This is a genomic window from Burkholderia sp. Tr-862, from assembly GCF_011753085.1.
Taxonomy (GTDB): domain Bacteria; phylum Pseudomonadota; class Gammaproteobacteria; order Burkholderiales; family Burkholderiaceae; genus Burkholderia; species Burkholderia ambifaria.
The window spans coordinates 1-22,878 of record NZ_VWWG01000030.1; the positions used below are offsets into that span (position 1 = coordinate 1).

The window sequence follows — 22,878 nt, forward strand, 5'->3', positions numbered from 1 at the left end:
TGGCGCGACACGCCGCCCGCCGCGCGCGGCCGCGTGCTCGCGAAGATCGCCGAGCGCGTCGAGGCCAACCGCGAGCGCCTCGCGGCGCTGCAGATGCAGGTGAGCGGCAAGCCGCCGTTCGAAGCGGACGCCGACGTTGGCGACGTCGCCGCGACGTTCGCGTACTACGCGCAGCTGTGCGACGACTCCGCGCTGTTCGCGGCCGAGGCGGTCGCACTGCCGAGCGACGCCGTCGCGGCCGAGCGCTTTTACGACGCGCTCGGCGTCGCCGCGCTGATCGTGCCGTGGAACTTCCCGATGGTCACGACCGCGTGGAAGCTCGCGCCCGCGCTCGCGGCCGGCTGCACGGTCGTGCTCAAGCCGTCCGAACTGACGTCGCCGACCGAGCACGCGCTGCTCGACCTGATCGCCGAAGCCGGCGTGCCGGATGGTGTCGTCAACGTCGTGAACGGCGGCGCCGAGGTCGGCGCGGCGCTGACCGCGCATCCGCTGATCGACAAGATCTCGTTTACCGGCAGCACGGCTGCCGGGCGCAAGGTCATGCAGGCCGCAGCCGAGGACATGAAGCGCGTGACGCTCGAACTCGGCGGCAAGTCATCGCTGATCGTGCGCGACGACGCCGATCTCGACGTCGCCGTGTCGCTCGCCGTCGCCGGCGCGTTCACGAACGCGGGCCAGATGTGCTCGGCCACCGCGCGCATCCTCGTGCACGACAGCCTCTACCGCAGCTTCATGGCCGCGTTCGAGACGGCCGTGCGCGCGCTCGTCGTCGCGCCGCCCGCCACCGGGCAGGTCACGATGGGCCCGATGATCTCGGCCGCGCAGCGCGCGCGCGTCGAGGCGATGCTGGAGCAAGGCATCGCGGCCGGTGCGCGGGTCGCGTTCAGCGGGCGCGTCGCCGAGGGCGGCGGCAACGGCTTTTTCATGGCGCCCGTCGTGGTCGCGGAACCGGATGCCGACAACCTGCTGTGGACCGATGAAGTGTTCGGTCCGGTCGCGTGCGTGAAGTCGTTCCGCACCGACGATGAGGCGATCGCGCTCGCGAACGACACGCGCTACGGGCTCGTCGCGACCGTCGTGACGCGCGATGCAGCCGTGGCGAAGCAATTCCAGGCGCGCGTGCGCGCCGGGCTCGTGTGGATCAACGCGCCGCAACTGATCTATCCACAGGTGTGCTGGGGCGGCTTCGGGCTCAGCGGAATCGGCCGCGAACTCGGCGTGACGGGCCTGCGCAGCTATCAGGAACTGCGCCACGCGATGCGCGCGATCGATTGACCAGGGCGGCCGTTCAGGCCGTTGGCGACGCCGTGCCCGGTTGGGCGGCGTCGCCATTTTTTTGGAGGGACTTTGCGGAATGGCGGGAAATGCTGGATAGCCCGACGGCGGTTCGCTCAAAACGGATGGCGGTCGTCAGTATCGGTGAGCGGCCGCTTCGGCGGCGGTGTCGTGGTACTCGGCAAACGTCGTGATCTTCCCGCTTTGGATCGTGAACAGGTGCACCCAGTCATCCTCGTAGGTGCGCCCGGTCGACAGGACATGCCAGCGCTGCGTGCCGAGCACGACGACCCGGTTGCCGCTGGCGATGAACTCGAGCGGCTCGAACCGTTCCGCGGTCTGCGTCGACGCAAGCGCAGCAAAGAACGTCGCGACCTCCCGCGGCCCGCGTCTCCTGCCGACGAACGGTACGACGTCGGCCGGCCCCGGGATGAACCAGTCGATGTTTTCGGACAGCGTCTGCAGGACGCCGCCGATATCGCCCCTGCCGAACGCCGCGTACGCCTCTTGCACCAGTTGCACATTGCTTTGCCCGCTCATCGCGCCCTCCCGCCATCGCCGGTTCGCCGCGTTGCGGCGCGCAAATCCGGCCGCAGACAATTCAGCATAGTCGAACCGCGGAACGCCACGCACAGGGTTCGCGAGCAATCGGCTAGCATGGATTTGGTATGACGGTATGAGAATTCGCGGTACCGCTATCCGGCCGCCACGATCACATGCGCCTGTATCTTGCCGACCACCGGCCCGTCGCCGTGGCGAGCGGCAATGGCCTCGGTCGCGCGGTCCACCGCCCGTTCAAGCAAGCCGGCATCGCGCGCGACGATTTCGTCGTGCAGCGGCGTTCCCACACAATAGGCGGTGGCGGCATCGCGTGCCGATGCCGCGCAACTGGTCTTCTCGCGCGTCGCGATGTCCACGTCGGCGAAGCCCGCACGGAGTAGCTCCTCGCGGATCAGCGCGATATCGTGATAGCCGTGCGGCGTGCGGGCGAGAAATCGCGGCGGGTCGTGCGGAAACAGCGCCGCGACGGCGTGGGTGATTTCGTCGGCAAAGGCGTTTTCCTCGATGCGATCCCAGACACTGAAGACGAAGCGCCCGCCCGGCGCCAGAACACGCTTCGCCTCCGCATAGCCGGCGACCCGGTCGGGAAAGAACATCGCGCCGAACTGACAGCAGACGACGTCGAACGACGCGTCGTCGAACGGCAGTTCGAGTGCGTCGGCCCGCCGCCATTCGATACGGCTGTCGGGCCCCTGTCTGGAGACGGCATAGTCGAGCATCGGCTGGTTGAGATCGGTCACCGCGTAGCGCACGTGAGGGCCGAGTCGCGCCGCGAGCGCCCGCGTGAGCGCGCCGCTGCCGGCGGCCGTTTCGAGCACCGAGCCGGGCGAGAAAGCGGCGATGAGTTCCGCCACGTCGACGGCATAGGCCTCGAAGATCAGCGGGACCATCAGCGTGTCGTAGAACGCCGGGATCGAGCCCGCGAACACCTCGTCGCGATCGGTCATCACACCCCCTTGCAAGCGTCGAGCGACGCGTTCGTTTGCGCGTGCGTTCCAGGTCAACCAGGCCATGCCGGCAGGCTTTCGACCTGCTCGTCCCTGGGCGGCCGGCGCGGCGGCCGCGCATGCCCGAGCAGGACCGGCTTCATACATGATAGGCGTTGGAACTGCCGAACGGTGCGGGCGACGGATGCATGCCGAAGGTCGCGCTTTCCGGGGAAACGTGTCACAGCAACGGATCGGTCAGCGACATCGATCGAAATCCGCAAAACGCGTTCGCTGCGCTTTCGTTATATCCCATAGAATATATCGATATCAGCCCCTCTTCCGGAGACACGCCATGCCCCGCACGCCGACGGATCGCGCCTCGCCGCGCACCGCCTTCAGCGCGGCATCGCGCTCCCTGCTCGTCTCGTGCAGGCGTGCCTGCTGCCGCTCGATCTTCGCGTGCGACGGTGGTTGAGTTGTCATCAAGTGGAAAACGATTATTCGGATTCCTCTCTACCTTCTTCCAAAGGAACGTGCAGCACCTTCGACAAATCTCAATCCGATGGTAGCAACCGACCTGCGGCGGGGTCCGCGCCGATATCCCGCATAATCGGGCGTTGAACGGCGCCGCGGGGGGAAGGCATTGTGCGAGCGCAGCCACTCGAGACAGGACACCGACACATGGACCGAGCCGAGCACATCAGCATCGAACAGGCGGTCGATCTACCCGCCGACGAACTGAACGGATGCGACTTCTCGTTCGAGATCGCGTGGGAACTGAATGCGCCGTACCGGGATCTGCTCGATTTGCGCGCGCTGCCCGTGCGACGCAAGGACTACGGCTTCGACCCAGCCGGCTGGGCGCGCGAGGCGTGCGGTGGCACCGCGCTGTTCCGCGCGACCGCGGGCGGGCGCCTCGCGGGATTCGTCGCGATCACCGAAAGCTGGAACGGGATGGCCGAGATCGCAGAACTCGCGGTCGATCGCGCGTGCCGGCGGCAAGGGATCGGCCAGTACCTGCTGGCGGCCGCGGAAGCGTGGGCACGCAGCCGCGGGTTCGGCTTCATGCGGCTGGAAACGCAGGCGAACAACGTCGCGGCCTGCTGCACGTACGCCCGTGCGGGCTTCGTCGTAGGCGGCCACGACCGCTTCCTGTACGCCGACGGCGTGAACGACGGGGAAGTCGCCCTCTTCTGGTACAAGGATCTGCGCGACGGGCAGACCGCGAAGAGCCGGACAGTCGATCCGGAATCGATGCGGCCGCTGTCCTGACGTGCTACAACCTACCGCCCCGACACCAGTCCTACTTTTTCATGACTTCCGCGTCGCGACGATGAACAGCCGCGGGAACGGCAGCAGCACGGTGCCGTCGTCGAGCACCGGATAGCCGTTCGGTCCAGCGAGCGCATCGCGATAGCGCGCGAGGAACGCGTCGCGTTCGCTGTCGTCGTCCAGCGCCGCGAGAAACGGCCGCAGCGCGCTGCCCTTGAACCATTCGACGACCGCATCGGCGCCGCCGCTCAGCGGATGGTAGTAAGTCGTGCGCCATACATCGACCCGCGAACACATCGGCGACAGCAACGCGTAGTAGTACCGTGCATCGAACCGCTCGGTGCGCGCGGCGTCTTTCAGCTTGTCCGCCCACGGCCCGGCCGCGGCCACTTCGCGCATCAGCCGGTGGGCGGGTTCGTCGAGGTTGTCGGGCATCTGTACCGCGAGATGGCCGCCCGGCGCGAGCCAGCCGACGAGTGACGGAAACAGCGTGTCGTGCGCGGGCACCCACTGCAGCACCGCGTTCGACAGGATCAGGTCGTAGCCGCCCGGATCGTCCCACGTGGTGACATCCGCGAGATCGAAACGCAGCGCGGGCAGGCGCTTGCGTGCAGCCGCGATCATGTCCGGCGACGCGTCGATGCCGCGGACCGTCGCGTGGGGCGCACGCGCGATCAGCGCCTCGGTCGAATTGCCGGGCCCGCAGCCGATGTCGATCGCGGTATGGATCGGCGTATCGGGCACCGCGGCCAGCAGGTCGCGGACAGGCCGCGTGCGCTCGTCTTCGAATCGCACGTACTGTCTCGCGTATTGATCGAGTGGGGTCGTCACGGTAGGCCTCCTGATTGGCGTGGACGGCGTGGTCGGGGGATCGACAGCCGTCGATGCAGCACATTCTGCGATTTCGGCGTTCGTCAGTAAAATGAATTCAATATCGCTATTGATTCATATTTCTGATGAAAATCGATACGCTTGGTGTCCAGGCTTTCGTCGCGATCGCCGATGGCGGCAGCTTCCGGCAGGCCGCCGACACGCTGCACGTCACGCAAACGGCGATCACGCAACGGCTGCGCAAGCTCGAGTCGTTTCTCGGCGTCTCGCTGGTCGAGCGCACGACGCGCCGCACCACCCTCACCGAAATCGGCCGACGTTTCCTGCCGCAGGCGCGCCGGCTGCTGAACGAGCTGTCGGATGCGCTGACCGAAATCCGCGAAACGGGCCTGAGCCAGCGCGGTGACGTGACGATCGCGTGCGTGCCGACGGTCGGCGTGCAGTACCTGCCCCGCATTCTGCGCGCGTTCTCCGGGCACCGGCCGCACGATCGCGTGAAGATCCTCGATCATGCATCGGCGTCGGTGCTGCAAGCCGTGCTGCGGCGTGAAGCGGAATTCGGGATCAGCATCGCCGGCGACCAGCATCCCGAACTCGTCAGCGTGCCGCTCACGCACGATCCGTACGTGCTCGTCTGCCGCGACGATCATCCGCTGGCGAAGCGGCGGCGGATCCGCTGGGCGGCGCTGCAGCCGCATCCGCTGATATTTGCGGGCGAAGTGAGCGGCAATCGCGGGCTGCTCGAAGGCGCGCTGAAGACGAGCGGCGTGTCGCTGCATTCGTTCTACGAGGTGCAGCGCAGTTCGACCGCGCTCGGGCTCGTCGCGGAAGGCCTTGGCGCGGCCGTGGTGCCGAAGCTCGCGATCCAGAAGAACGCGTATCCGATGATCCGCACGATCGAGCTCGTCGAACCGTCGGTGTCGCGCACGCTTGTGCTTGTCAAGCGCAAGGCCGCGCAGTTGTCGCCCGCGGCGCAGGCGCTGTACGACATGATCGTCGAGCGCGCGACGCCGGGGCGGTGACGTCAGGCAACGTCGCTCAAAGCGTCTTGACCATGAACACGCGCGCCGCGCCTTCCGGCTCGCACGGCACTTCGCCGAACACCTCGTACCCGTGCTTCCGGTAGAAATCCGGCGCCTGGAACGTGATCGTGTAAAGCACCGCGCGGGCGCAGCCGCGCCGCTTCGCCTCCGCTTCGGCCTCGCGCAGCAGCCGGCTGCCGAAGCCGCCACCGCGCAGCGATTCCGGCAGGTAGAAGAGATCGATGAAGAACAGGCCGAGCGACGTCCGGCCGGTGAGGCCGCCCAATACCTCGCCGGTCGCGGGATCGGTCACGTAGACGTCGAGCGCCGCCGTATCGGCGCGGCCCGTCATCGCGTGATTGAATTCGCCGAGCTTGCGACTGATGAAGTCGCGGGCGGCCGGCTGTTCGGTGTCGGTCAGCTGAAGGGAAACGGCGGGATGCGCGGTCATGGAATGAAGGCGTGCGTGAATGGACAGCCGGACGTGCGGAGCATCGCAGCGGGTGTCGCACGACTATAGCGCGTCAGGCGTTTGCGCGACGCGAGCCGGCCCTGGCGGGGCGCTCGCGACGTCCGCGCGGCTTACGTCACTGCGAAGTGCAGACGCTGCTCGTCGAACGCGCGCGCTCGTCGTGGACTGCCGGTGCGTTCGCGAAAAAACTCACGGCCGGCCAGGGCGCTCCGCGATGCGATGCGCGGGCAGATCGATCGCTATTTCCGCGAGCACGACGTGCGGCCGCGCGTGCTGATGGAGGCAACCCGGATCGGCGCAATGATCGAGATCGTGCGCCGCGCGAATTTCGCGACGCTGTTACCCGCGACGATCGCCACCGAGCATGGGGATCTCGTCGCCGTGGCGCTGGAACCAGCGGTGCCGCGGCGTATGGCCGTGTTGCTGCAGCGCAAGGGGCGCAGCGCGCCGAGGCGGTCGGGCGCTCAGCATGACTGAGGCGACAGGCAGTGAGCGATTGTGAGAGGCCGCCGCCGGTGTCCCCGGCTGCCAACGCTGACGCGAAATCGGTCCCCCAATAAATCCGATGGCTTCGATACCGAAATGATGCGATTTATCCGGTAAAATCACCTACCGAGAGCATTCCTACGACAAATGCGACGATAAAGTCGCCAACTCATCGTTCTCGATCCAAGAGGGCCACGACGATGAATTCACAAGAACTCGTTCGCGCGATCGCCGGCGGCCTGTTTCAGCAAGGTCGTCTGCTCAAGCTCGATACACCGCTGGGCGACAATGTGCTGCTGCCCCAGACCGTCCATGGCGCGTCGCGGCTCGGCCGTGAATTCACGTTGACGGTAGACGCCGTCTCGACCCGCGACAACGTCGAGCTGAAGAAACTGATCGCGCAGCCCGTCACGCTGTGGATCCAACAGCAAGGCGACAGCTACCTTCCGTGGCATGGCTATGTGCAGACCGCGCGTCGGCTCGGCTTCGACGGCGGCATCACCGCATACCAGATTCGTTTCATGTCGTGGGTCGGATTTCTCCGATACCGCCGCGACCAGCGCATCTGGCAGGACCGCACCGCCGACGAAATCATTACCGACGTATTCAACCAGCATCCGCAAGCCGGCGGCATGTTCCGTTTCGCGCTCTCCGCACCGCTGCGAAACCGTTCGTTCTGCATGCAATTCGAGGACGACTGGCATTTCGTCCATCGTCTGCTCGAGGACGAAGGCCTGTTCGGCTATTTCGAGCAGGCTCCGGACGGCTCGCACCATACGCTGGTGATCACCGATTCCTTGCACTCGTTGCCAGCCGCCACGCCTGCCCGCGTGCCATTCCAGCGCACCGCCTCGGGCGACGACAGCCAAGCTCTCGCCGAGTGGTCCAGCACGCGCACACTGCAAAGCAGCCGTTACACGACGCGCACGTTCGACTACAAGTCACCCGGCACCGCACTCAACCCAAAAAGCACCGACGTCCCGACCAGGCCGGACCAGGGTGAGTTGCCTGATCAGGCCGAGGTCTACACTTACACGGGCGCCTATACGTATGGCCCCCAAGGTGACGGCAACCGTCAGTCGACCATCCGGATGGAAGAATGGGAATCGCGCGCAAAGCGGTTCCACGGCATCGGCGGCATGCGCGGCATCGATGCGGGCCGGGTGTTCGAACTGACCGACCATCCCGCGCATCCGCCCGCCGAACATGACGGCAACCGGTTTGCCGTCGTCGAGACGGTCTGGTGGATCAGGAACAACATTCCGGCCACGCCGTCGCAGTTTCCACACGGGTTGGCCGCGCGCTTCGACGCAATGCAGGCGCAGCTCGGCGACGCGGTCAGCGCGATGACCGTACGCCACGCCGACGGCAGCGAGGGTTTCTATCTCGTCGAGGTCGAAGCCCAGCGCCAGGCGGTGCCGTTCCGCAGTCCGTTCGAACATCCGAAGCCCGAGATGCACCTGCAGACCGCAACCGTCGCCGGCCCCAAGGGCGAGGAAGTACATACCGACGAACTGAACCGCATCAAGGTCCGGTTCCACTGGGATCGCCTTAACGAAGGCGGCGAGCGCGCATCGTGCTGGCTTCGCGTCGCATCGTCGGACACGGGCGGCGGGTACGGCAGCGTACACGTGCCGCGCATCGGCGAGGAGGTGATCGTCGACTGGATGTCCGGCGACTGCGACCGGCCGATCGTCACGGCCCGTCTCTACAACGGCGCGACCAAACCGCAGTGGCATACCTACGGCCTGCTATCCGGCTTCCGTTCGAAGGAATACGCGGGCAGCGGCTACAACCAGCTCGTGATGGACGACGCAACCGGGCAGAACCGCGCGCAGCTCCACAGCAGCACGGCGAACAGCGCACTGCACATCGGTTATCTGATCGAGCAGTCCGGCAATACGCGCGGCGCTTACGTCGGCAGCGGCTTCGACCTGCGGTCCGATGCCTACGGCGCCGTGCGCGCGAGCCAGGGCCTGTACGTCACGACGCATCCGAAGACCGTGTCGAGCCAGCCGCTCGACGTCCGCGAGGCGCAGCAACAGCTCGTCGGCGGCGAAAGCCTGCTCGAATCGTTGTCCGGCGCGAGCGAAGCCCATCAGGCCGACACGCTGCAGCCCGGTCGCGATGCGCTGAAGACGTTCACCGACGCAACGCAGCAGAGCGTGTCCGGCGCGGCATCGGGCGGACGCACGGCGGGTGGCGGCACCGGCAACGCGAACGCGTTCGCGCAGCCCGTGATGCTGTTCGGCAGTCCGGCCGGCATCGGGATGGCCAGCCAGCAGTCGCTGCAGATGGTCGCGGACAAGCACGTCAATGTCGTCAGCGGCCAGAGCACGCACATCGCAGTCGGAAAATCGCTGATCGCGAGCGTGATCTCGTCGGTGAGCCTGTTCGCGCAGAACTCGGGAATCAAGCTGTTTGCCGGCAAGGGCAAGGTCGAGATCCGCGCGCATGACGACGACGTGCAGCTCACTGCGCAGAAGACAGTGAAGGTCGTCGCCGCCACGGCGCAGGTCGACATCGCATCGAAGCAGCCGATTCTGTTGACCTCCGGCGGTGCATACATTCGCATCGGTAACGGTAGCATCGAGATCCACGCGCCCGGCAAGGTGGATTTCAAGGGAGGCAACCACAGCTTCTCGGGCCCGACCAGCCTCGACTATCCGCTGCCGCGCCTGCCCGAAGGCGTATGTTCGGAATGCCGTCGCAGCGCCGCGAAAATGAAGTCCGCACTGACGCCCCGCACATGAACGACGCAGCCTCCATGAAGCCGTTTCGCGATCTGACGCGCGCGCTGCCGCTGCCGGCGCAATGGCCGCGCACGAGTGCCGCGCAACGGCACGACGACCTGCGCGACTGGCATCGCACGCGGCAGACCGGGCACACGCGCCCGTTGCGTCTGATCGCGCTCGTCGACGGCGCGCTGGACGACACCATGCTCGACGCCGCGCGTGCGCGGGGCCTTGCATGGCAATCGCTGTACCCCGACACGATGCTCGAGGCGTCGCGACCTGAAATCGGTCCGTTCCTGCTCGACCTGAGCGCAGACGACGAGGCGTCGCACGCGATGATGCTGGACCTGCTGAATGCCGGCGGCGAGTCGGATCTCGTCGTGTGGCTCGCGACGGGTCATGCGGTGTCCGAACTCGCGGCCTATCTGCATCCGCTTGCCGAGGTCACGCTGCCCGATACGCGACAGGCCTTGCTGCGCTACTACGATCCGTCGGTCCTCGAGAACCTCCTGCCAATCCTGACGCCCGCGCAGCGCCGCGAACTGCTGGCAGCGTTCGTCGAACTGCGTTACCGGTTCGATCCGTGGGAGGCCGTGGCGGGCGACGAGCGAGGGCCGCTGCCGGCGCCCGCCGCGACACCGATCGTGTTCACGGGCGCGCAATACGACGCGCTCGCCAGCGAAGGGTTCGCCGAGACGCTCTATTTCCAGTTGCGCGACGAATTCCTGCCGCCGATGTCGGCGGTCCCGGACCGTTGGGGCGTTCGCTACGTGAAGGACCTGGTCGCCCGAGCGCGGAGCCGGCATGGGCTCGTGAACGAGAACGATCTCGCGTACTTCGTGCTCGTCGGGATGAACGTGCATCCGGCGTTCGACGTGCATCCGGCGATTGCCGGGAAGATCGCGGCGCGCGGGGATAATGCGCCGCCGTTGTCGGAGTCGCTCGGCGATGTCGATACGGAAGTATGGACGGAACTGCTGGACGGGCATCCGCTGGCCGGCTATGCAGCCGAACGGCAACCGGCGACGATGGCGGCGGTGGGTGTACTGCCTGATGTCGGTTGAATGGCGGGGGAATGGGAATGTTGAGCGGAATGCGTCGTGCGACTCATCGGTCGATCGCAATGGCGGTGATGATCGCGGGTGGCCTGTGACGCGCGTATGCGAACGAGTCCCAATGCGGCAGCGGCATCGTATGCTGTCTCGAGGTACCGCCGGGAAAGAAACCTGGCACATCCGGATCGTGTACGACCTGACTCGCGAAGAGGCGCAAAGAAATCGACCGAATGAAGTTTACGAGACAGATATTCCGATACCCGCACTGCCGGACAAGCATCGCGGATACGTTGCGTTCCACTTTCTTCCCGACAGGAAAACTGTCTCGCAATGGGTTGCTCGCCGGATCGACGCGCATGTTCCGGACACCCGCTAGACGGGCGAATTTGATGGATCGATCGATGGAATCATGGACATGTTGAGCGTGATGCGCCGTATCGTTCGCGAACCGATCGTGGTCGCCGTCGCGCTACTCGGTAGCGCGTGGTGGGTGCATGCTCAGATTCAGAGCTATGGCCCATACCGCGTCATCGGATACAACTTCGCCGATCGCAGTATCTACAGAGTCAACATTGACGGATTTGGTGCAGGTAACGTTCGCGCACACGAACCCGGTGGTGGCGGTGGGACCGTGTGCTGCATGGAAGTCCCGCTCAACAAGAAGACCTGGCACATCAAGCTTCGGTACGAATTGACGCCCGAGCAGTACAGGAACAACCTGCCTAACGACGTTTTCGAAACGGACATCGCCATTCCGCCGCTTCCCGACAAGCATGGCGGGTATATCGAGTTTTACTTCCGACCGGAACATAAGATCGAGGCGCGATGGGCGGCATCCCCGACAGATCCACGCAACCCGAATACAACGGGCGATGCGTTGTCTGCGAACTGAGTGGCAGGAGCATCGACATGTTGAATTTTCTTCATCGCCTCATTCGTAACCCGATCGCGATCTCGGCATTGCTGCTCGCGGGTTCATGGGGTGCGCACGCGCAGACGGCAAGCTACGGTCCTTATCGCGTCGTGGGTTTCAACTACACCGATCGAAGCATTGCGCTTTTTACGATCGATGGATTCGGAGCCGGCGGTGTCAACGCGCATGAATCCGGTGGCGGTGGAGGAACGGTATGTTGCATGAGCGTGCCGCGAAACGGGAAAATGTGGCATATCAAGATCGCCTACGAACTGACACAGGAGCAGTACAAAAAAGATTTGCCGAACGACGTATACGAAACTGACATTCCTGTCCCGTCGCTGCCCAATAAACACGGCGGATACATCGAATTCCATTTCCTGCCCGACCGCAAGATCGAAGCCAAATGGGTCGAGTCCCCGACAGACCCACGGAACTCGAATACAACGAGTAATGCGTCGTCCGCGACGAACTGAGTGGCAAGAACATCGACATGTTGAATTTTCTGCACCGCCTCATTCGTAACCCGATCGCGCTCGCGGCGCTACTGCTCGCGGGTTCATGGTGGGTGCATGCGCAGACGGAGAGCTACGGGCCTTATCGCGTGACGGGTTACAACTACACCGATCGTGGCGTCTACAACTTCGTAGTCGACGGCTTCGGCGCCGGTAGCGTGCGTGCCCGCCAGTTCGGCGGGAGCGGCGGTACGGTCTGTTGCGTGGACGTACCCCGCAACAAGAAGACCTGGCATCTCAAGGTCACCTATGACCTGACGCCCGAGGAAGATGCCAAGAACCTGTCACCAGAAATCTACGAGACGGACATCGCCGTACCGCAGTTACCAAACAAACACGACGGCTATATCGAGTTTCGTTTTCTACCCGGCCGAAAAATCGAAGCGCAATGGGTAGACTATCCGACCGGTCCCGGCAACATGAAGACAACGAACAAGGCTTCGTCCACGACGAACTGAATGACAGGAACAACGACATGCTGAATTTCCTTCGCCGTCTCATTCGTCACCCGCTCGCGATCGCCGTGCTGCTGCTCGGTGGTGCGTGGTGGGTGCATGCACAAACAGCGAGCTACGGGCCATACCATGTCATCGGTTACAACTATACCGACAGAAGCATCTACAGTTTCACGATCGACGGGTTTGGAGCAGGTGGTTCTACCGCCCACAAACCCGGCGGCGGTGGAAAATCCGTATGCTGCATGGACATACCACGCGGCAAAAAGATCTGGCACATCAAGATCGAGTACGAGTTGACCCAGGATCAGTACAAGAACAACTTACCGTCCGACGTCTACGAAACGAACATTCCGGTACCGTCCTTGCCGAACAAATCCCAAGGATATATTGAATTCCACTTCCTCCCCGGTCGAAAAATCGAAGCACAGTGGGTCGATTATCCGACCGATCCGCACATCCCCAACACGAACTAAATTCGCGAGGGAAGCATGCCAAACGACACAATAGCCGCCCAAGGCGCCCAACCCGTTTCATCCGACAGAGGTTCCGGCGCATCTCGTGCTGCACGTGCCGCGAGCGTCAGCACAGCACTACCATCCGCAGAACCGACCCCGTGCTTCCGATGCCATCAAGAGATCTATCAGAGTTTTTTCTTTGATGGCTTCGCGCAAAGTCTTCAAGACGATGACCACCTTTCGAACATCGCTCGCCTGTTCAGGGCTCACGAGGAAACTGATAACAGTCGTGGGATCTATGCGATGTACTACGAAGGCATGGGCCGCGATCTGTCGAATCAAACGGTCGGTATGATTGGAAAGGCCGCAAGTGATACCGCTTCCGCACTCGCAAAAGAAGCCAAGGGTAAATTCATAAATAGCCCGGCAAAGAAGGTCGCAAGTGGTATTGGCAAAGCTGCCCTGGACGGCCCGGCTAGCAAAACGCTCGTAGCTCGAGGTTATTCCGCCATCGTTGAAGGCATCAATAAAGCGCCCGAAACCATCAAGCAAAACCTGAGGGAGTCGCTGACGGTCAAGAAGGTCGGCATGGATCTTCTCCCCGTAGGGGTTGGTATTCTTGCGGATTCGATTCAGCCGGTACGTGACAACGAGTACGCGTCAGGCTACATGGGAACAGGTTTCAATGTCCGTTTCATGCAAGCGATTACTGACTTCAAAGCCAATGTCGCACGGGCACAGAAGGATCCACGAGAAATCAAGCGGATACGCGTTGCAGTCTTTGGGTATGACCGCGGCGGCATTCTCGCCCGCAAATTTGCCAACGAACTCGTCGGAAAAGTATGTAAACAAGAAGGCGGAAAAGTAACTTACGATGGAATACCAGTCGAATTCGACTTCATGGGACTATTCGATTGCGTCGCGACGTCCTACGCCGATTCGATTTTCACCAAAGTAGTCGCACCCGTCCTCGGAGTTGTGCCCGCAGAAGGGAAGGCCATCAGCTTCTCGATCAAAGGGCTTGGCATGTTTCTCAGCCTTTCCAAGCAAACGCTTGGAGAATATGACCTTCAGAAGGAATTCAAGTCGATTGTTCACCATGTTGCGGCGACAGAGCTACGGTTTTACAAGAACCTGGATTCGCCTAGGAAATCGCCCGACCATGCTAACTTGCTTGAGATCGTTTATCCAGGCAGCCAGTCGGATGTAGGAGGAGGATTTCGCGAAGGGGACGATCAGAGATCGGCTGAATTGGCTCGCGTATCTGCACGCAATATGCTTGATCGAGCCTGGGCGGCCGGCGTGCCGTTAAAGCCTCTTTCACAACTTCGCCAAACCAATCCCCGCGTGGCTCGCGAATTCGATTTTCAAAAGACGGTCAACGTGAACGGCAAGAACCTGACTGTCAATGACCTCTTCGCGGCCTACACGGCAATGCTGCCGAAATCGAACGGCCCACTCGAAACGCACTTCCTCGAACACCAGAAATTGTTCGTGTCATGGGCACGTCATGTCCACGATCGCACTGCGCACGAAAGCACCGGCAACAACCTGTTCATCAACACCGTGGACGCCAACGTCTACAACGCCGTCTTCCCGCACGGCGGTGGGTTGCCGAACTACGAAGGCCGCGACTGGTACTACAAGAGCCAGGATCCGAACTCCAAGGTTCCGCAGCTCACCTTCGGCGAGCGCCGCACGGTCGACGACATCTCGGACAAGACGGTGCGCGCATTGGCTACCGCATGGGTACATCCGCCGAAGCTGTCACCGGAAGTGATCGCGTTCTTCGACAACTTCGTGCACAACACGATTACGCGGCTCAACAACGTGTCGCTCGGCGACGGCGTATTCATGCAGCTTCGCGAGATCGAGGAGAAAGGCTGGGTCGCGCGCCAAACTGATGCCGCCAAGGACTACATGAAGAAAGTCCTCGGCAACATCTCCCGGAACATCAAGGACGCGCAGGACGAATACGTCAAACAGGTCACGTCCGGTCAGATTCCTCATGGCGCGTCAATCAGCGATCTCTCCGGTGATTGAGCCGCCTGCTTCATCGCTCCAATCTGTCTGCTTGCCATTCGCCCGCCCGAACGCGGCAAGCTGACGCACCGTCAGCTTGCCCGCATCAAGACCACATTCCACTCCGCGTCAGTTGTACCCGAGAATCGCCACCGCCGCGACATCCGGCCGATCGATCGTACCGCCGACGAGCGACGTCATCGGCTCCTGCAGCACGGCCTGATACGACGTCACGCGCGCCTCTTCCGGCGAACCGGATTCGTCCCACACCGGCTCGTCGAATCCATCGAGGCCAGTGAAAAACTGAGCTTGCGTTTGCGTAAAAGTCATCTCCACTCCTTTTGATATGTCATTGATGTTCTAATTCGCCTGCTTCAACGCCGCCGCATGCACCGTCGGCACGGATGCACCGTCATGCGCGGCCTCCGACCGCGCGAGCTGCGCGCGCGTGCGCCGCGTGATGTGAATCACTGCGAACACGACCGGCGCGATCAGCAGGCCTTCCGCCAGTTCGGGATCGACCGGCAGGTTCATCACGTGCAGCGCCTTGAACGCCGCGGTCGCAAGCGACAGCACGTAGTACGAAATGGCTGCCACCGACAGCCCTTCGACGGCGTGCTGCAGATGAAGCTGATTGCGCGCGGTGCGCTCCATGCCGGCCAGCAGGCGCGTCACGTCTTTTTCCTGCGCGAGATTCACGCGCGTGCGCAGCAGGTCGACCGCTCGCGCGATCCGCGCGGCGATCTGCTCATGACGCGCCCACACGCTGCGGCAGGTTTCCATCGCCGGTGCGAAGCGCCGCTCCATGAATTCCGCGATCGTCGGCATCCCTTCGATGCGCTCCTCGCGCAATTCGTGGATGCGCGCCAGCACGAGCTTTTCGTATGCGCGCGACGCGCTGAAGCGGCCGCCGGACCCCGACAGCGCTTCGACCCGCACCGCAAGATGCGTGAGCTTCACGAGCAGGGCCGCGTCGTCGCCGTCGGCGCCGCTCGCGTCCATCCGCTGCATCAGCGCATGCAGCGCCGCGTGAATCTCGTCGAGTTCGCGACTCATCCGCCGCGCGACCGGCAACGCGAGCAGCGCCATCATCCGGTACGTCTCGATTTCATACAGACGCTGCAGCAGCCGCCCGCCCTGCTCCTCGCGGAAATCCTCGTCGACGACGAGAAAGCGCATGAAGCCGTCGTCGCGCACGTGCCAGTCGCAGAACACCTTGCCGCCGCCGAGCACGTTGCTGCCGACGAGCGCGGGCCCGTCGATCCAGCGGCGCAGGTCGCCGCACACGAGCCGCGCGGCATCGCCCGACAGCAACTCCATGCGCACCGCGACGAAGCGGATGCCCGCGAGCCGCGCGAACCATGCGGCCGGGATCCCTTCGATCGCGAGATCGTCGAAATAGCCGGTGTCGCGACGCGGCGCGACGAACGTGAAGGTCGAGAATTCGGTGTGGCGCTCCCACTTCAGATGCCAGCCACACGGCGACTGCACCGCGTAGTGGGTCGCGCCGTCTTGCGGCACGGCGATGCCGGTGTCGCGGCACAGCGCGTGCAGCAGCGTTTCGTGGATGTCGGGCTGGCCATCCGTATAGATCGCGTAATGCGTGAGCGACACGGCCTCGGCGAGCCGCAGGAATGGCCGGGCATGCAATTCGGCGGCCAGTGCGGCGCGCAACGGATGATCCATCATCGGTACACCGCTCTTCCCTGTTCAACGCTGCATGCCGGCACACGCCGGCTTGATTGCCACACCACTTCGACGAACGATACGGCGGGGTCGATTCCACTATGGCAGACACACAGCGACAATAAAAACGCATAATGCTGATCGTTACGTTCAGTTTTCCTGATACCGATGAAGATGCTCGATCACGACGTGCTGGCCACCGTCGTCGCCGTCGCGGAAACCGGCAACATGACCCGCGCCGCCGAAGCGGTGAACCGCTCGCAGTCGGCCGTGAGCATGCAGATCAAGAGCCTCGAGGACGCGATCGGCCGGCCGCTGTTCGTGCGCAAGCCGCGCAGCATCGTGCTGACGCGCGAAGGCGAGGTCTTGCTGGGATTCGCCAGACGAATGCTGGCGCTGCGCGACGAGGCGTGGGCGGCCGTGGTCCGGCCGGAAGTGACCGGTAAGGTGGTCATCGGCGTGCCGGACGACTACGCGTCGTCGCTGTTGCCGTCGGTGCTGAAGAAGTTCTCGGCGACCTATCCGAAGGTCGAGATCCAGGTGATCGGGCTGCCGAGCAGCGCGCTCGCGCCGCTCCTGAAGGACGGCACCGTCGATCTCGTATGCGGCACGCGCATCAAGGGGCTGTCCGGCGACTTCATCCGCCACGAGCCGATGGCGTGGGCCGCGATGACGAACGGGCCGCGCGTATGGGAAGAACGGCCGCTGCCGATCGCGGTGTTCATGCCGGGCAGCGTCGCGCGCGAGAACGCGATCCGCAGCCTCGAACGCGCGAAGCTGCCGTTCCGGACTTCCTATGAAAGCCCGAGCCTGCTCGGGCTGCTCAGCATGGTGGAGGCCGGCCTCGCGGTCGCGCCGCTCGCGCGCTGCGCGATTCCCGCGCAACTGTCGATGCTCGGCCGCTCGCACGGGTTGCCCGACCTGCCGCCGCTCGAGCTGATCCTCGCGCGCAGCACGAAATCGAAGCGCCCGCCATGCGACTTTCTCGCGGACCAGCTGATGGAAGACCTGCAGCGGCAAACCGGCCAGGCCGGCGATGCCTGAAGCGTGGGCGGGCGCGTGCCGCCCGCGCCGTCACGAACCGCCGGGGCGAGGATGGCCGGCCGCGAGCAATGCGGCGTTGACGATGCCGGCCACCGTGTCGACGAGCGCCTCGAGCGTGTCGCCGTGCACATGCCGCCCGGCGGGCGGAATGCATTCGTTGCGTCGGCCGCCCCACTGCGACCCGGCCGTCACCGACAGTGTCGCGCCGAACCGGTTGCCGTGCCGTCGACCGAAGATGCCGACGCGCTGCTCGCCCATATACGCCTGCTCGGGCAGAAGCAGCCGGATCTCGACTGCAACCTGATCCGGATCGCCGGCACGCGTGTTCGCGTCGACGGCCGGCTCGCATACCTTCGCGATGCGAAACGTCACATGCGAATCCCACGCGGCCAGCGGGCCGCCGGCCGCGTCGACGCGTTCGATGTCGACCGACCATTGATGGCGATCCGGCAACCGGATCGCCTGGCGCAGCAGCACGTCTGCCGCGCGAACCGTCACCAGCAACTGCCGGGCGAGCTGTCTGCCCGACGGCAGCGTCACCACGCGCACGCGACGGCTAGCGGGGCGCGCGGTGTGTACTTCTTCCGTGAGGTACATGGATCCTCCTTGGCGAAGGCAGCGCCGCATTCGACGCGGCGCACAAACGTCCGCCGCGACCGGCTGGCGGAGCACGGCGGCCGATGAAACGGCGACGAACCTATCTACAAGCAATCGGCGTTCCCAGCCTGACGAACCCAGTTTAGAAGGCACCGCATCAATACCGTGCAAAAAAACGGGGTTGCGATGCAAAAAACGGCATGCGGGCAGATCGGCACGTAGCGGCCGGGTTGCGCTGCCGGTGTCCCCGTCAACGCTGACAGGACAACCGCCCGCGCTGCGCCGATACACTGTGTGCAACCTCGACGTCCGGCGTCCGCGATGCCGGACGTCGCTTGCATCCGGCGAATTCAGCCACGCCCTGATCCGATGGAGTCTCGCTTGAAACACCGGCACCTCACGCTGCTCGACGCACAACCCGACGCCGGCCCCGGTTCACGTGACGCGTTCCCCGCGGTGCAGGCACTCGCGCACCCGCTGCAGCCGCAATGAGCGCCGGCCCGCGCAATGCGCGGATCGACATGCTGCGTGGGGTGTCGATCCTGGTCGTCCTGCTGCATCACTTCAACATTCCGTATTCGCTGCGCGATACGTCTCTCGCGCGCGTGGTCGGCTGGGATGCCGTGCATGCGGTGGTCCGCAACGGTAACTACGGCGTGACGATGTTCTTCGCGATCTCCGGCTACCTGATCACGTCGAATGCCCGCCGCCGCTGGAGCAGTCTCGGCGCGGTAGACGTGCGCGCGTTCTACATCTCGCGGATCGCGCGCATCGTCCCGTGCCTGCTCCTGCTGCTCGCGTTCGTCAACACGCTGGCGGCAGCCGGCGTACCGATCTTCGCGAACCACGCGCCGCAGGGTGTCGCCGTATCGTTCTGGCTCGTGAATCTCGCGTCGCTGACGTTCTGGATGAACGTGCTGATCGGCGCGTACGGGTGGGTCAACTATGCGCTCGGCGTGCTGTGGTCGCTGTCGGTCGAGGAGGTGTTCTACCTGTCGTTTCCGCTGCTGTGCATCGCGCTGCGCCGCGACGCGCGCCTGTTTGCGTTCTGGCTGGCGATCGCCACGATCGGTCCCGTATACCGCTTCACGCATGCGGGCGACGAAAGCGGGTTTCTGTATGCGTATTTCGCGTGCTTCGACGGCATCGCGATCGGCTGCTGCACGGCGTTGCTGGCCGGGCGCGCGGGCTGGCAGCGGCTCGCGGCCGCGCCCGTTCAATGGCTGACGGCGATCGCCATGACCGTGCTCTATCTCGCATGGCCGATTGCGCAAAGCCATGTGATCGGCGTATCCGCGATGGCGCTCGGCACCGCCGTGCTGCTGATCGGCGCGCATGCCCACGGCGAGCGCGTGCAGGCTCGCGTGCTCGCGCCGGTGCGCTGGAGCGGCCGGCTCAGCTACGAGCTGTACCTGTTCCACCTGATCGCGCTCGGCGCGCTGCGCACGGTGTGGCCGCCGTCCGCCATGCACGGCGACGCCAAGCTCGCATTGCTCGTCGCCTACCTGGTGTTGTCGGCCGGCTTGAGCGCGATCATCGCGCGTGGCTATGCGACGCCGCTCGACCGCTTCATCCGGCAGGCCGCGTCGCGACCTGCGGCACGCGTGCCGGACACTGCGACATGAGCAGCATCCGGACGCACCTGCAGGGTCGATGAAAGGAAGCGCGGTATCACACCGGCATCACGCCACTTCTCCGATGGCGGCCCGGCGCATCGTCACGATGCGCGCGGGCGGAATATTTGCCCACACGATCCGGCTGGCGTCGGCAACAAATGCCGGATCGCCCAGCGGATGACGGTCGGGCGATCGCAGGTCGTAGGTGAACTGGATCATCACCCCGTCGACCGCCAGCACGCGCTGGCACTGATTGACGATCGCCGTCACATCCTGGCGCGGCAGCGTGCGCAGCGGCAGGCACGACACGATCGCGTCGACCCGCGCGTCGCTCGGCAGCAGCCGCTCGAGCTGCCGAGCGTCGCCCGACACGATCGAGATACCGGGAAAGCGCCGCCGCAGGTGCTGCACGAACGCCGGCGACCGCTCCACCACGACGAGGCGCCGCGGCGCGACGCCGCGCTCGAGCAGCGCGGCGGTGATCGCGCCGGTGCCGCCGCCGAGCTCGACGACGAGCCCGTCGCCATCCGGCACCACATCGGCCATTTCGCGCGCCAGATGCCGCGAACTCGGGCACAACGCGCCCACCGCGGCCGGGCGGCCGACCCACTCGCGCACGAACAATGCCGAGACGCGCAACGCGTTCGGCCAGATCATCGGCCCACCTTGCGCGGTTGCGCGTTCAGCTTCGACGTGCCGATGAGGGTTGGGAACAGGGGTACGACGACACCGGGCATTTTCACGTGCATCCTCCTCGACAAATCGATCCGCCGCGGCGAAGCGGCGATCAAACGATTCTAGGAAACGCAAACTTAAGGCGACATGAAGATTGTGCCTGATTGCGCCATCGAGGCGGGTATGCCGCCGCCGAACACCCGCTCAGCGGTCGACGCGCTGCTGAAGCTGCGCGGGGTAGCGCTCGCCGACGTGCTGCTGCGCGTGCGGGCCGCCGTCGCCGATCTCGACAACGCGACGAACGACGCCGCGATCGCCCGCAACCGGTCATCGGGTCGGATCCGCCATCCGCCGGCCGCACTGCGACTGTCCGTGCAGGCCGTGCGCAAATGGACGGCTGCCGGGGGCGACACGTTGACCGGCTGACGGTTCGCGCCGCCCCGCCACCTCACCGCAGGTTGGTCCGCGCCAGCTCGACGATCTCGTCGCCGCGCCCGCTCAGGATCGCGCGCAGCATGAACAGGCTGAACCCCTTCGCATGCGCGATCTCGATCTTCGGCGGCATCGCGAGTTCGTACTTCGACGTGACGACGTCGACGACCGCCGGTCCGTCGTGCGCGAACGCGGTGCGCAGCGCGTGCTCGACGTTCTCCGAATGCTCGACGCGCACGCTGAAGATCCCCGCGCCCTTCGCGATCGCCGCGAAGTCGGTCGGGCTCAGGTCGACGTTCGTGTCGAGATAGCCGGCCGCCTTCAGTTCCATCGACACGAAGCCGAGCAGGCTGTTGTTGTAGACGACGATCTTGATCGGCAGGTTGAGCTGCCGCGCGCTCAGCAGATCGCCGAGCAGCATCGACAGCCCGCCGTCACCCGACAGCGACACGACCTGCCGCCCCGGGTGCGCGCCCTGCGCGCCGAGCGCCTGCGGCATCGCGTTGGCCATCGAGCCGTGATTGAACGAGCCGTGCAGCTGGCGCTTGCCGTTCATCGTCAGGTAGCGCGCGGCCCACAATGTGGGCGTGCCGACGTCGGCCGTGAAGATCGCGTCTTCAGCCGCGACTTCGTCGACGATCTTCGTCAGGTATTGCGGATGGATCGCGCGGCCCGGCGGCTCCGCCACCGCGAGATCGTCGAGCCCCTTGCGCGCGGCCGCGTAGTGCTTCAGCGCGTTCTCGAGGAAGCGCCGCTGCGTCTTGCGCGTGAGGCGCGGCAGCAGCGCCGCGATCGTTTCCTTCACGGTGCCGACGAGCCCGAGCGCGAGCGGCGCGCGATGGCCGAGCTGCGAGCCCTTCCAGTCGATCTGCACGACCTTCGCGTTCGCCGGATAGAACGGGCGGTACGGGAAATCCGTGCCGAGCATCAGCAGCGTGTCGCACGATTCCATCGCGTGATAGCCCGAGCTGAAGCCGATCAGCCCCGTCATCCCGACGTCGAACGGGTTGTCCCATTCGACGAACTGCTTGCCGCGCAGCGCATGCACGACCGGCGCGCCGAGCGTGTCGGCCAGCGCGACCACTTCGTCGTGCGCGCCCTGCGTGCCGCTGCCGCACAGCAGCGTGACCGCGTCCGATGCATTGAGCAGCGCCGCGAGCCGGTCGAGATCGGCGTCGGCCGGCAGGATCGACGGCGGCGCCGATTCGCTCCACGCCGGCGCTTCCTCCGGGCCGTCGCCGAGCGCGATATCGCCCGGCAGCACGATCACCGCGACACCGCGTTCCTCGATCGCCGTGCGCATCGCGCGGGCGAGCACGCGCGGGAACTGCGACGCATTGGTCACGAGTTCCGCGAAATGGCTGCATTCGCGGAACAGTTCCTGCGGATGGGTTTCCTGGAAGTAGCCGAGACCGATCTCGGTCGACGGAATGTGCGCGGCGATCGCGAGCACCGGCTGGTGATTGCGGTGGCAGTCGTACAAGCCGTTGATCAGGTGCAGGTTGCCGGGGCCGCAGCTGCCCGCGCACACCGCAAGCCGGCCGGTCGATGCCGCATCCGCGCCGGCCGCGAACGCGGCGCTTTCCTCGTGGCGCGTATGCATCCACCGGATCGAGCCCATCTGGCTCAGGCTGAACGACAGCCCGTTCAGGCTGTCGCCCGTCACCCCCCAGATACGCTCGATGCCCGCTGCCGCCAGCGTCTTCGCCAGGTATTCCGCCATCGTCTGTCTTGCCATCATGCCCTCGCTCGTCGTTCGGTCGTTACACGATTGATCCGGCTATGGCAGCCGCCATCGCCGCTGACGGAACGAGCATACGCGATCGT

At 64.8% G+C, this 22,878-nt stretch carries 22 protein-coding genes and 1 pseudogene; 14 read left to right on the top strand and 9 right to left on the bottom strand.

Going from position 1 to position 22,878, the window contains the following annotated elements:
- A partial coding sequence (locus tag F3J14_RS11830; protein ID WP_166723142.1) for an aldehyde dehydrogenase family protein occupies positions 1 to 1,275 on the top strand: 1,275 nt, incomplete at its 5' end.
- Positions 1,276 to 1,410: 135 nt separating this feature from the next.
- On the opposite strand, the gene F3J14_RS11835 is transcribed toward F3J14_RS11830, so the two are convergent.
- Together F3J14_RS11835 and F3J14_RS11840 are read right to left on the bottom strand one after the other, a co-directional pair.
- Entirely contained in the window at positions 1,411 to 1,815 is a 405-nt protein-coding gene (locus F3J14_RS11835) for a nuclear transport factor 2 family protein (RefSeq protein ID WP_166723183.1), read from the bottom strand.
- 155 nt (positions 1,816 to 1,970) lie between these two features.
- A complete protein-coding gene (locus F3J14_RS11840) occupies positions 1,971 to 2,783 on the bottom strand; it encodes a methyltransferase domain-containing protein (RefSeq protein ID WP_166723143.1) in 813 nt (270 codons plus the stop codon).
- A 663-nt stretch (positions 2,784 to 3,446) separates the two neighbouring features.
- Between F3J14_RS11840 and F3J14_RS11845 the strand changes: the two genes are divergently transcribed.
- Positions 3,447 to 4,037, top strand: coding sequence for a GNAT family N-acetyltransferase (locus tag F3J14_RS11845; RefSeq protein WP_011660099.1), 591 nt, complete (start codon positions 3,447 to 3,449; stop codon positions 4,035 to 4,037).
- A gap of 39 nt (positions 4,038 to 4,076) precedes the next feature.
- Here F3J14_RS11845 and tam read toward each other — a convergent pair whose 3' ends face one another.
- A complete protein-coding gene (gene tam / locus F3J14_RS11850) occupies positions 4,077 to 4,868 on the bottom strand; it encodes a trans-aconitate 2-methyltransferase (protein WP_166723144.1) in 792 nt (263 codons plus the stop codon).
- 125 nt (positions 4,869 to 4,993) lie between these two features.
- Between tam and F3J14_RS11855 the strand changes: the two genes are divergently transcribed.
- On the top strand, positions 4,994 to 5,890 hold the full coding sequence (locus tag F3J14_RS11855; protein ID WP_166723145.1) for a LysR family transcriptional regulator: 897 nt from the start codon (positions 4,994 to 4,996) through the stop codon (positions 5,888 to 5,890).
- Positions 5,891 to 5,906: 16 nt separating this feature from the next.
- Here the strand turns inward: F3J14_RS11855 and F3J14_RS11860 are convergent, their stop codons facing one another.
- Positions 5,907 to 6,341, bottom strand: coding sequence for a GNAT family N-acetyltransferase (locus F3J14_RS11860; RefSeq protein WP_006749417.1), 435 nt, complete (start codon positions 6,339 to 6,341; stop codon positions 5,907 to 5,909).
- Positions 6,342 to 6,578: 237 nt separating this feature from the next.
- On the opposite strand from F3J14_RS11860, the pseudogene F3J14_RS11865 reads away from it, so the two are divergent.
- From F3J14_RS11865 to F3J14_RS11900, 8 genes and pseudogenes are all read left to right on the top strand, one after another.
- Positions 6,579 to 6,839 (top strand): annotated as a pseudogene (locus F3J14_RS11865) (LysR substrate-binding domain-containing protein); the annotation flags it as partial.
- 209 nt (positions 6,840 to 7,048) lie between these two features.
- On the top strand, positions 7,049 to 9,601 hold the full coding sequence (locus F3J14_RS11870) for a type VI secretion system Vgr family protein (RefSeq protein WP_166723147.1): 2,553 nt from the start codon (positions 7,049 to 7,051) through the stop codon (positions 9,599 to 9,601).
- Between the two features lie 14 nt (positions 9,602 to 9,615).
- Positions 9,616 to 10,647 (top strand): DUF4123 domain-containing protein, encoded by a 1,032-nt coding sequence (locus F3J14_RS11875; protein ID WP_247682200.1) that lies wholly within the window; start codon positions 9,616 to 9,618, stop codon positions 10,645 to 10,647.
- 400 nt (positions 10,648 to 11,047) lie between these two features.
- Entirely contained in the window at positions 11,048 to 11,530 is a 483-nt protein-coding gene (locus F3J14_RS11880; protein WP_166723149.1) for a DUF3304 domain-containing protein, read from the top strand.
- Positions 11,531 to 11,547: 17 nt separating this feature from the next.
- The gene (locus F3J14_RS11885) at positions 11,548 to 12,027 is read left to right on the top strand and encodes a DUF3304 domain-containing protein (protein WP_166723150.1); all 480 of its coding nucleotides are present in this window, start codon (positions 11,548 to 11,550) and stop codon (positions 12,025 to 12,027) included.
- A gap of 17 nt (positions 12,028 to 12,044) precedes the next feature.
- Positions 12,045 to 12,524 (top strand): DUF3304 domain-containing protein, encoded by a 480-nt coding sequence (locus F3J14_RS11890; protein WP_166723151.1) that lies wholly within the window; start codon positions 12,045 to 12,047, stop codon positions 12,522 to 12,524.
- 17 nt (positions 12,525 to 12,541) lie between these two features.
- Positions 12,542 to 12,997, top strand: a complete 456-nt coding sequence (locus F3J14_RS11895) for a DUF3304 domain-containing protein (protein ID WP_166723152.1) — start codon at positions 12,542 to 12,544, stop codon at positions 12,995 to 12,997.
- A 15-nt stretch (positions 12,998 to 13,012) separates the two neighbouring features.
- Positions 13,013 to 15,022 (top strand): DUF2235 domain-containing protein, encoded by a 2,010-nt coding sequence (locus tag F3J14_RS11900; protein ID WP_166723153.1) that lies wholly within the window; start codon positions 13,013 to 13,015, stop codon positions 15,020 to 15,022.
- A 108-nt stretch (positions 15,023 to 15,130) separates the two neighbouring features.
- On the opposite strand, the gene F3J14_RS11905 is transcribed toward F3J14_RS11900, so the two are convergent.
- Both F3J14_RS11905 and F3J14_RS11910 read right to left on the bottom strand, forming a co-directional pair.
- Positions 15,131 to 15,331: a hypothetical protein gene (locus F3J14_RS11905; protein WP_166723154.1), complete on the bottom strand. Its 201-nt coding sequence runs from the start codon at positions 15,329 to 15,331 to the stop codon at positions 15,131 to 15,133.
- A 30-nt stretch (positions 15,332 to 15,361) separates the two neighbouring features.
- Positions 15,362 to 16,690 (bottom strand): DUF3422 domain-containing protein, encoded by a 1,329-nt coding sequence (locus tag F3J14_RS11910; RefSeq protein ID WP_166723155.1) that lies wholly within the window; start codon positions 16,688 to 16,690, stop codon positions 15,362 to 15,364.
- Between the two features lie 165 nt (positions 16,691 to 16,855).
- On the opposite strand from F3J14_RS11910, the gene F3J14_RS11915 reads away from it, so the two are divergent.
- Positions 16,856 to 17,731 carry a LysR family transcriptional regulator gene (locus F3J14_RS11915; RefSeq protein WP_166723156.1) on the top strand — a complete coding sequence of 292 codons (876 nt, stop codon included), beginning with the start codon at positions 16,856 to 16,858 and terminating at the stop codon, positions 17,729 to 17,731.
- A 30-nt stretch (positions 17,732 to 17,761) separates the two neighbouring features.
- Here F3J14_RS11915 and F3J14_RS11920 read toward each other — a convergent pair whose 3' ends face one another.
- Entirely contained in the window at positions 17,762 to 18,328 is a 567-nt protein-coding gene (locus tag F3J14_RS11920; RefSeq protein ID WP_166723157.1) for a hypothetical protein, read from the bottom strand.
- Positions 18,329 to 18,816: 488 nt separating this feature from the next.
- Between F3J14_RS11920 and F3J14_RS11925 the strand changes: the two genes are divergently transcribed.
- Positions 18,817 to 19,953 carry an acyltransferase gene (locus tag F3J14_RS11925; protein ID WP_166723158.1) on the top strand — a complete coding sequence of 379 codons (1,137 nt, stop codon included), beginning with the start codon at positions 18,817 to 18,819 and terminating at the stop codon, positions 19,951 to 19,953.
- A 57-nt stretch (positions 19,954 to 20,010) separates the two neighbouring features.
- Here F3J14_RS11925 and F3J14_RS11930 read toward each other — a convergent pair whose 3' ends face one another.
- Entirely contained in the window at positions 20,011 to 20,601 is a 591-nt protein-coding gene (locus tag F3J14_RS11930; protein WP_166723184.1) for a methyltransferase domain-containing protein, read from the bottom strand.
- Between the two features lie 201 nt (positions 20,602 to 20,802).
- Between F3J14_RS11930 and F3J14_RS35415 the strand changes: the two genes are divergently transcribed.
- A complete protein-coding gene (locus tag F3J14_RS35415; protein WP_211080349.1) occupies positions 20,803 to 21,045 on the top strand; it encodes a hypothetical protein in 243 nt (80 codons plus the stop codon).
- Positions 21,046 to 21,067: 22 nt separating this feature from the next.
- On the opposite strand, the gene poxB is transcribed toward F3J14_RS35415, so the two are convergent.
- Positions 21,068 to 22,789 carry a ubiquinone-dependent pyruvate dehydrogenase gene (poxB, locus tag F3J14_RS11940; protein ID WP_166723185.1) on the bottom strand — a complete coding sequence of 574 codons (1,722 nt, stop codon included), beginning with the start codon at positions 22,787 to 22,789 and terminating at the stop codon, positions 21,068 to 21,070.
- Positions 22,790 to 22,878: the final 89 nt, after the last annotated feature.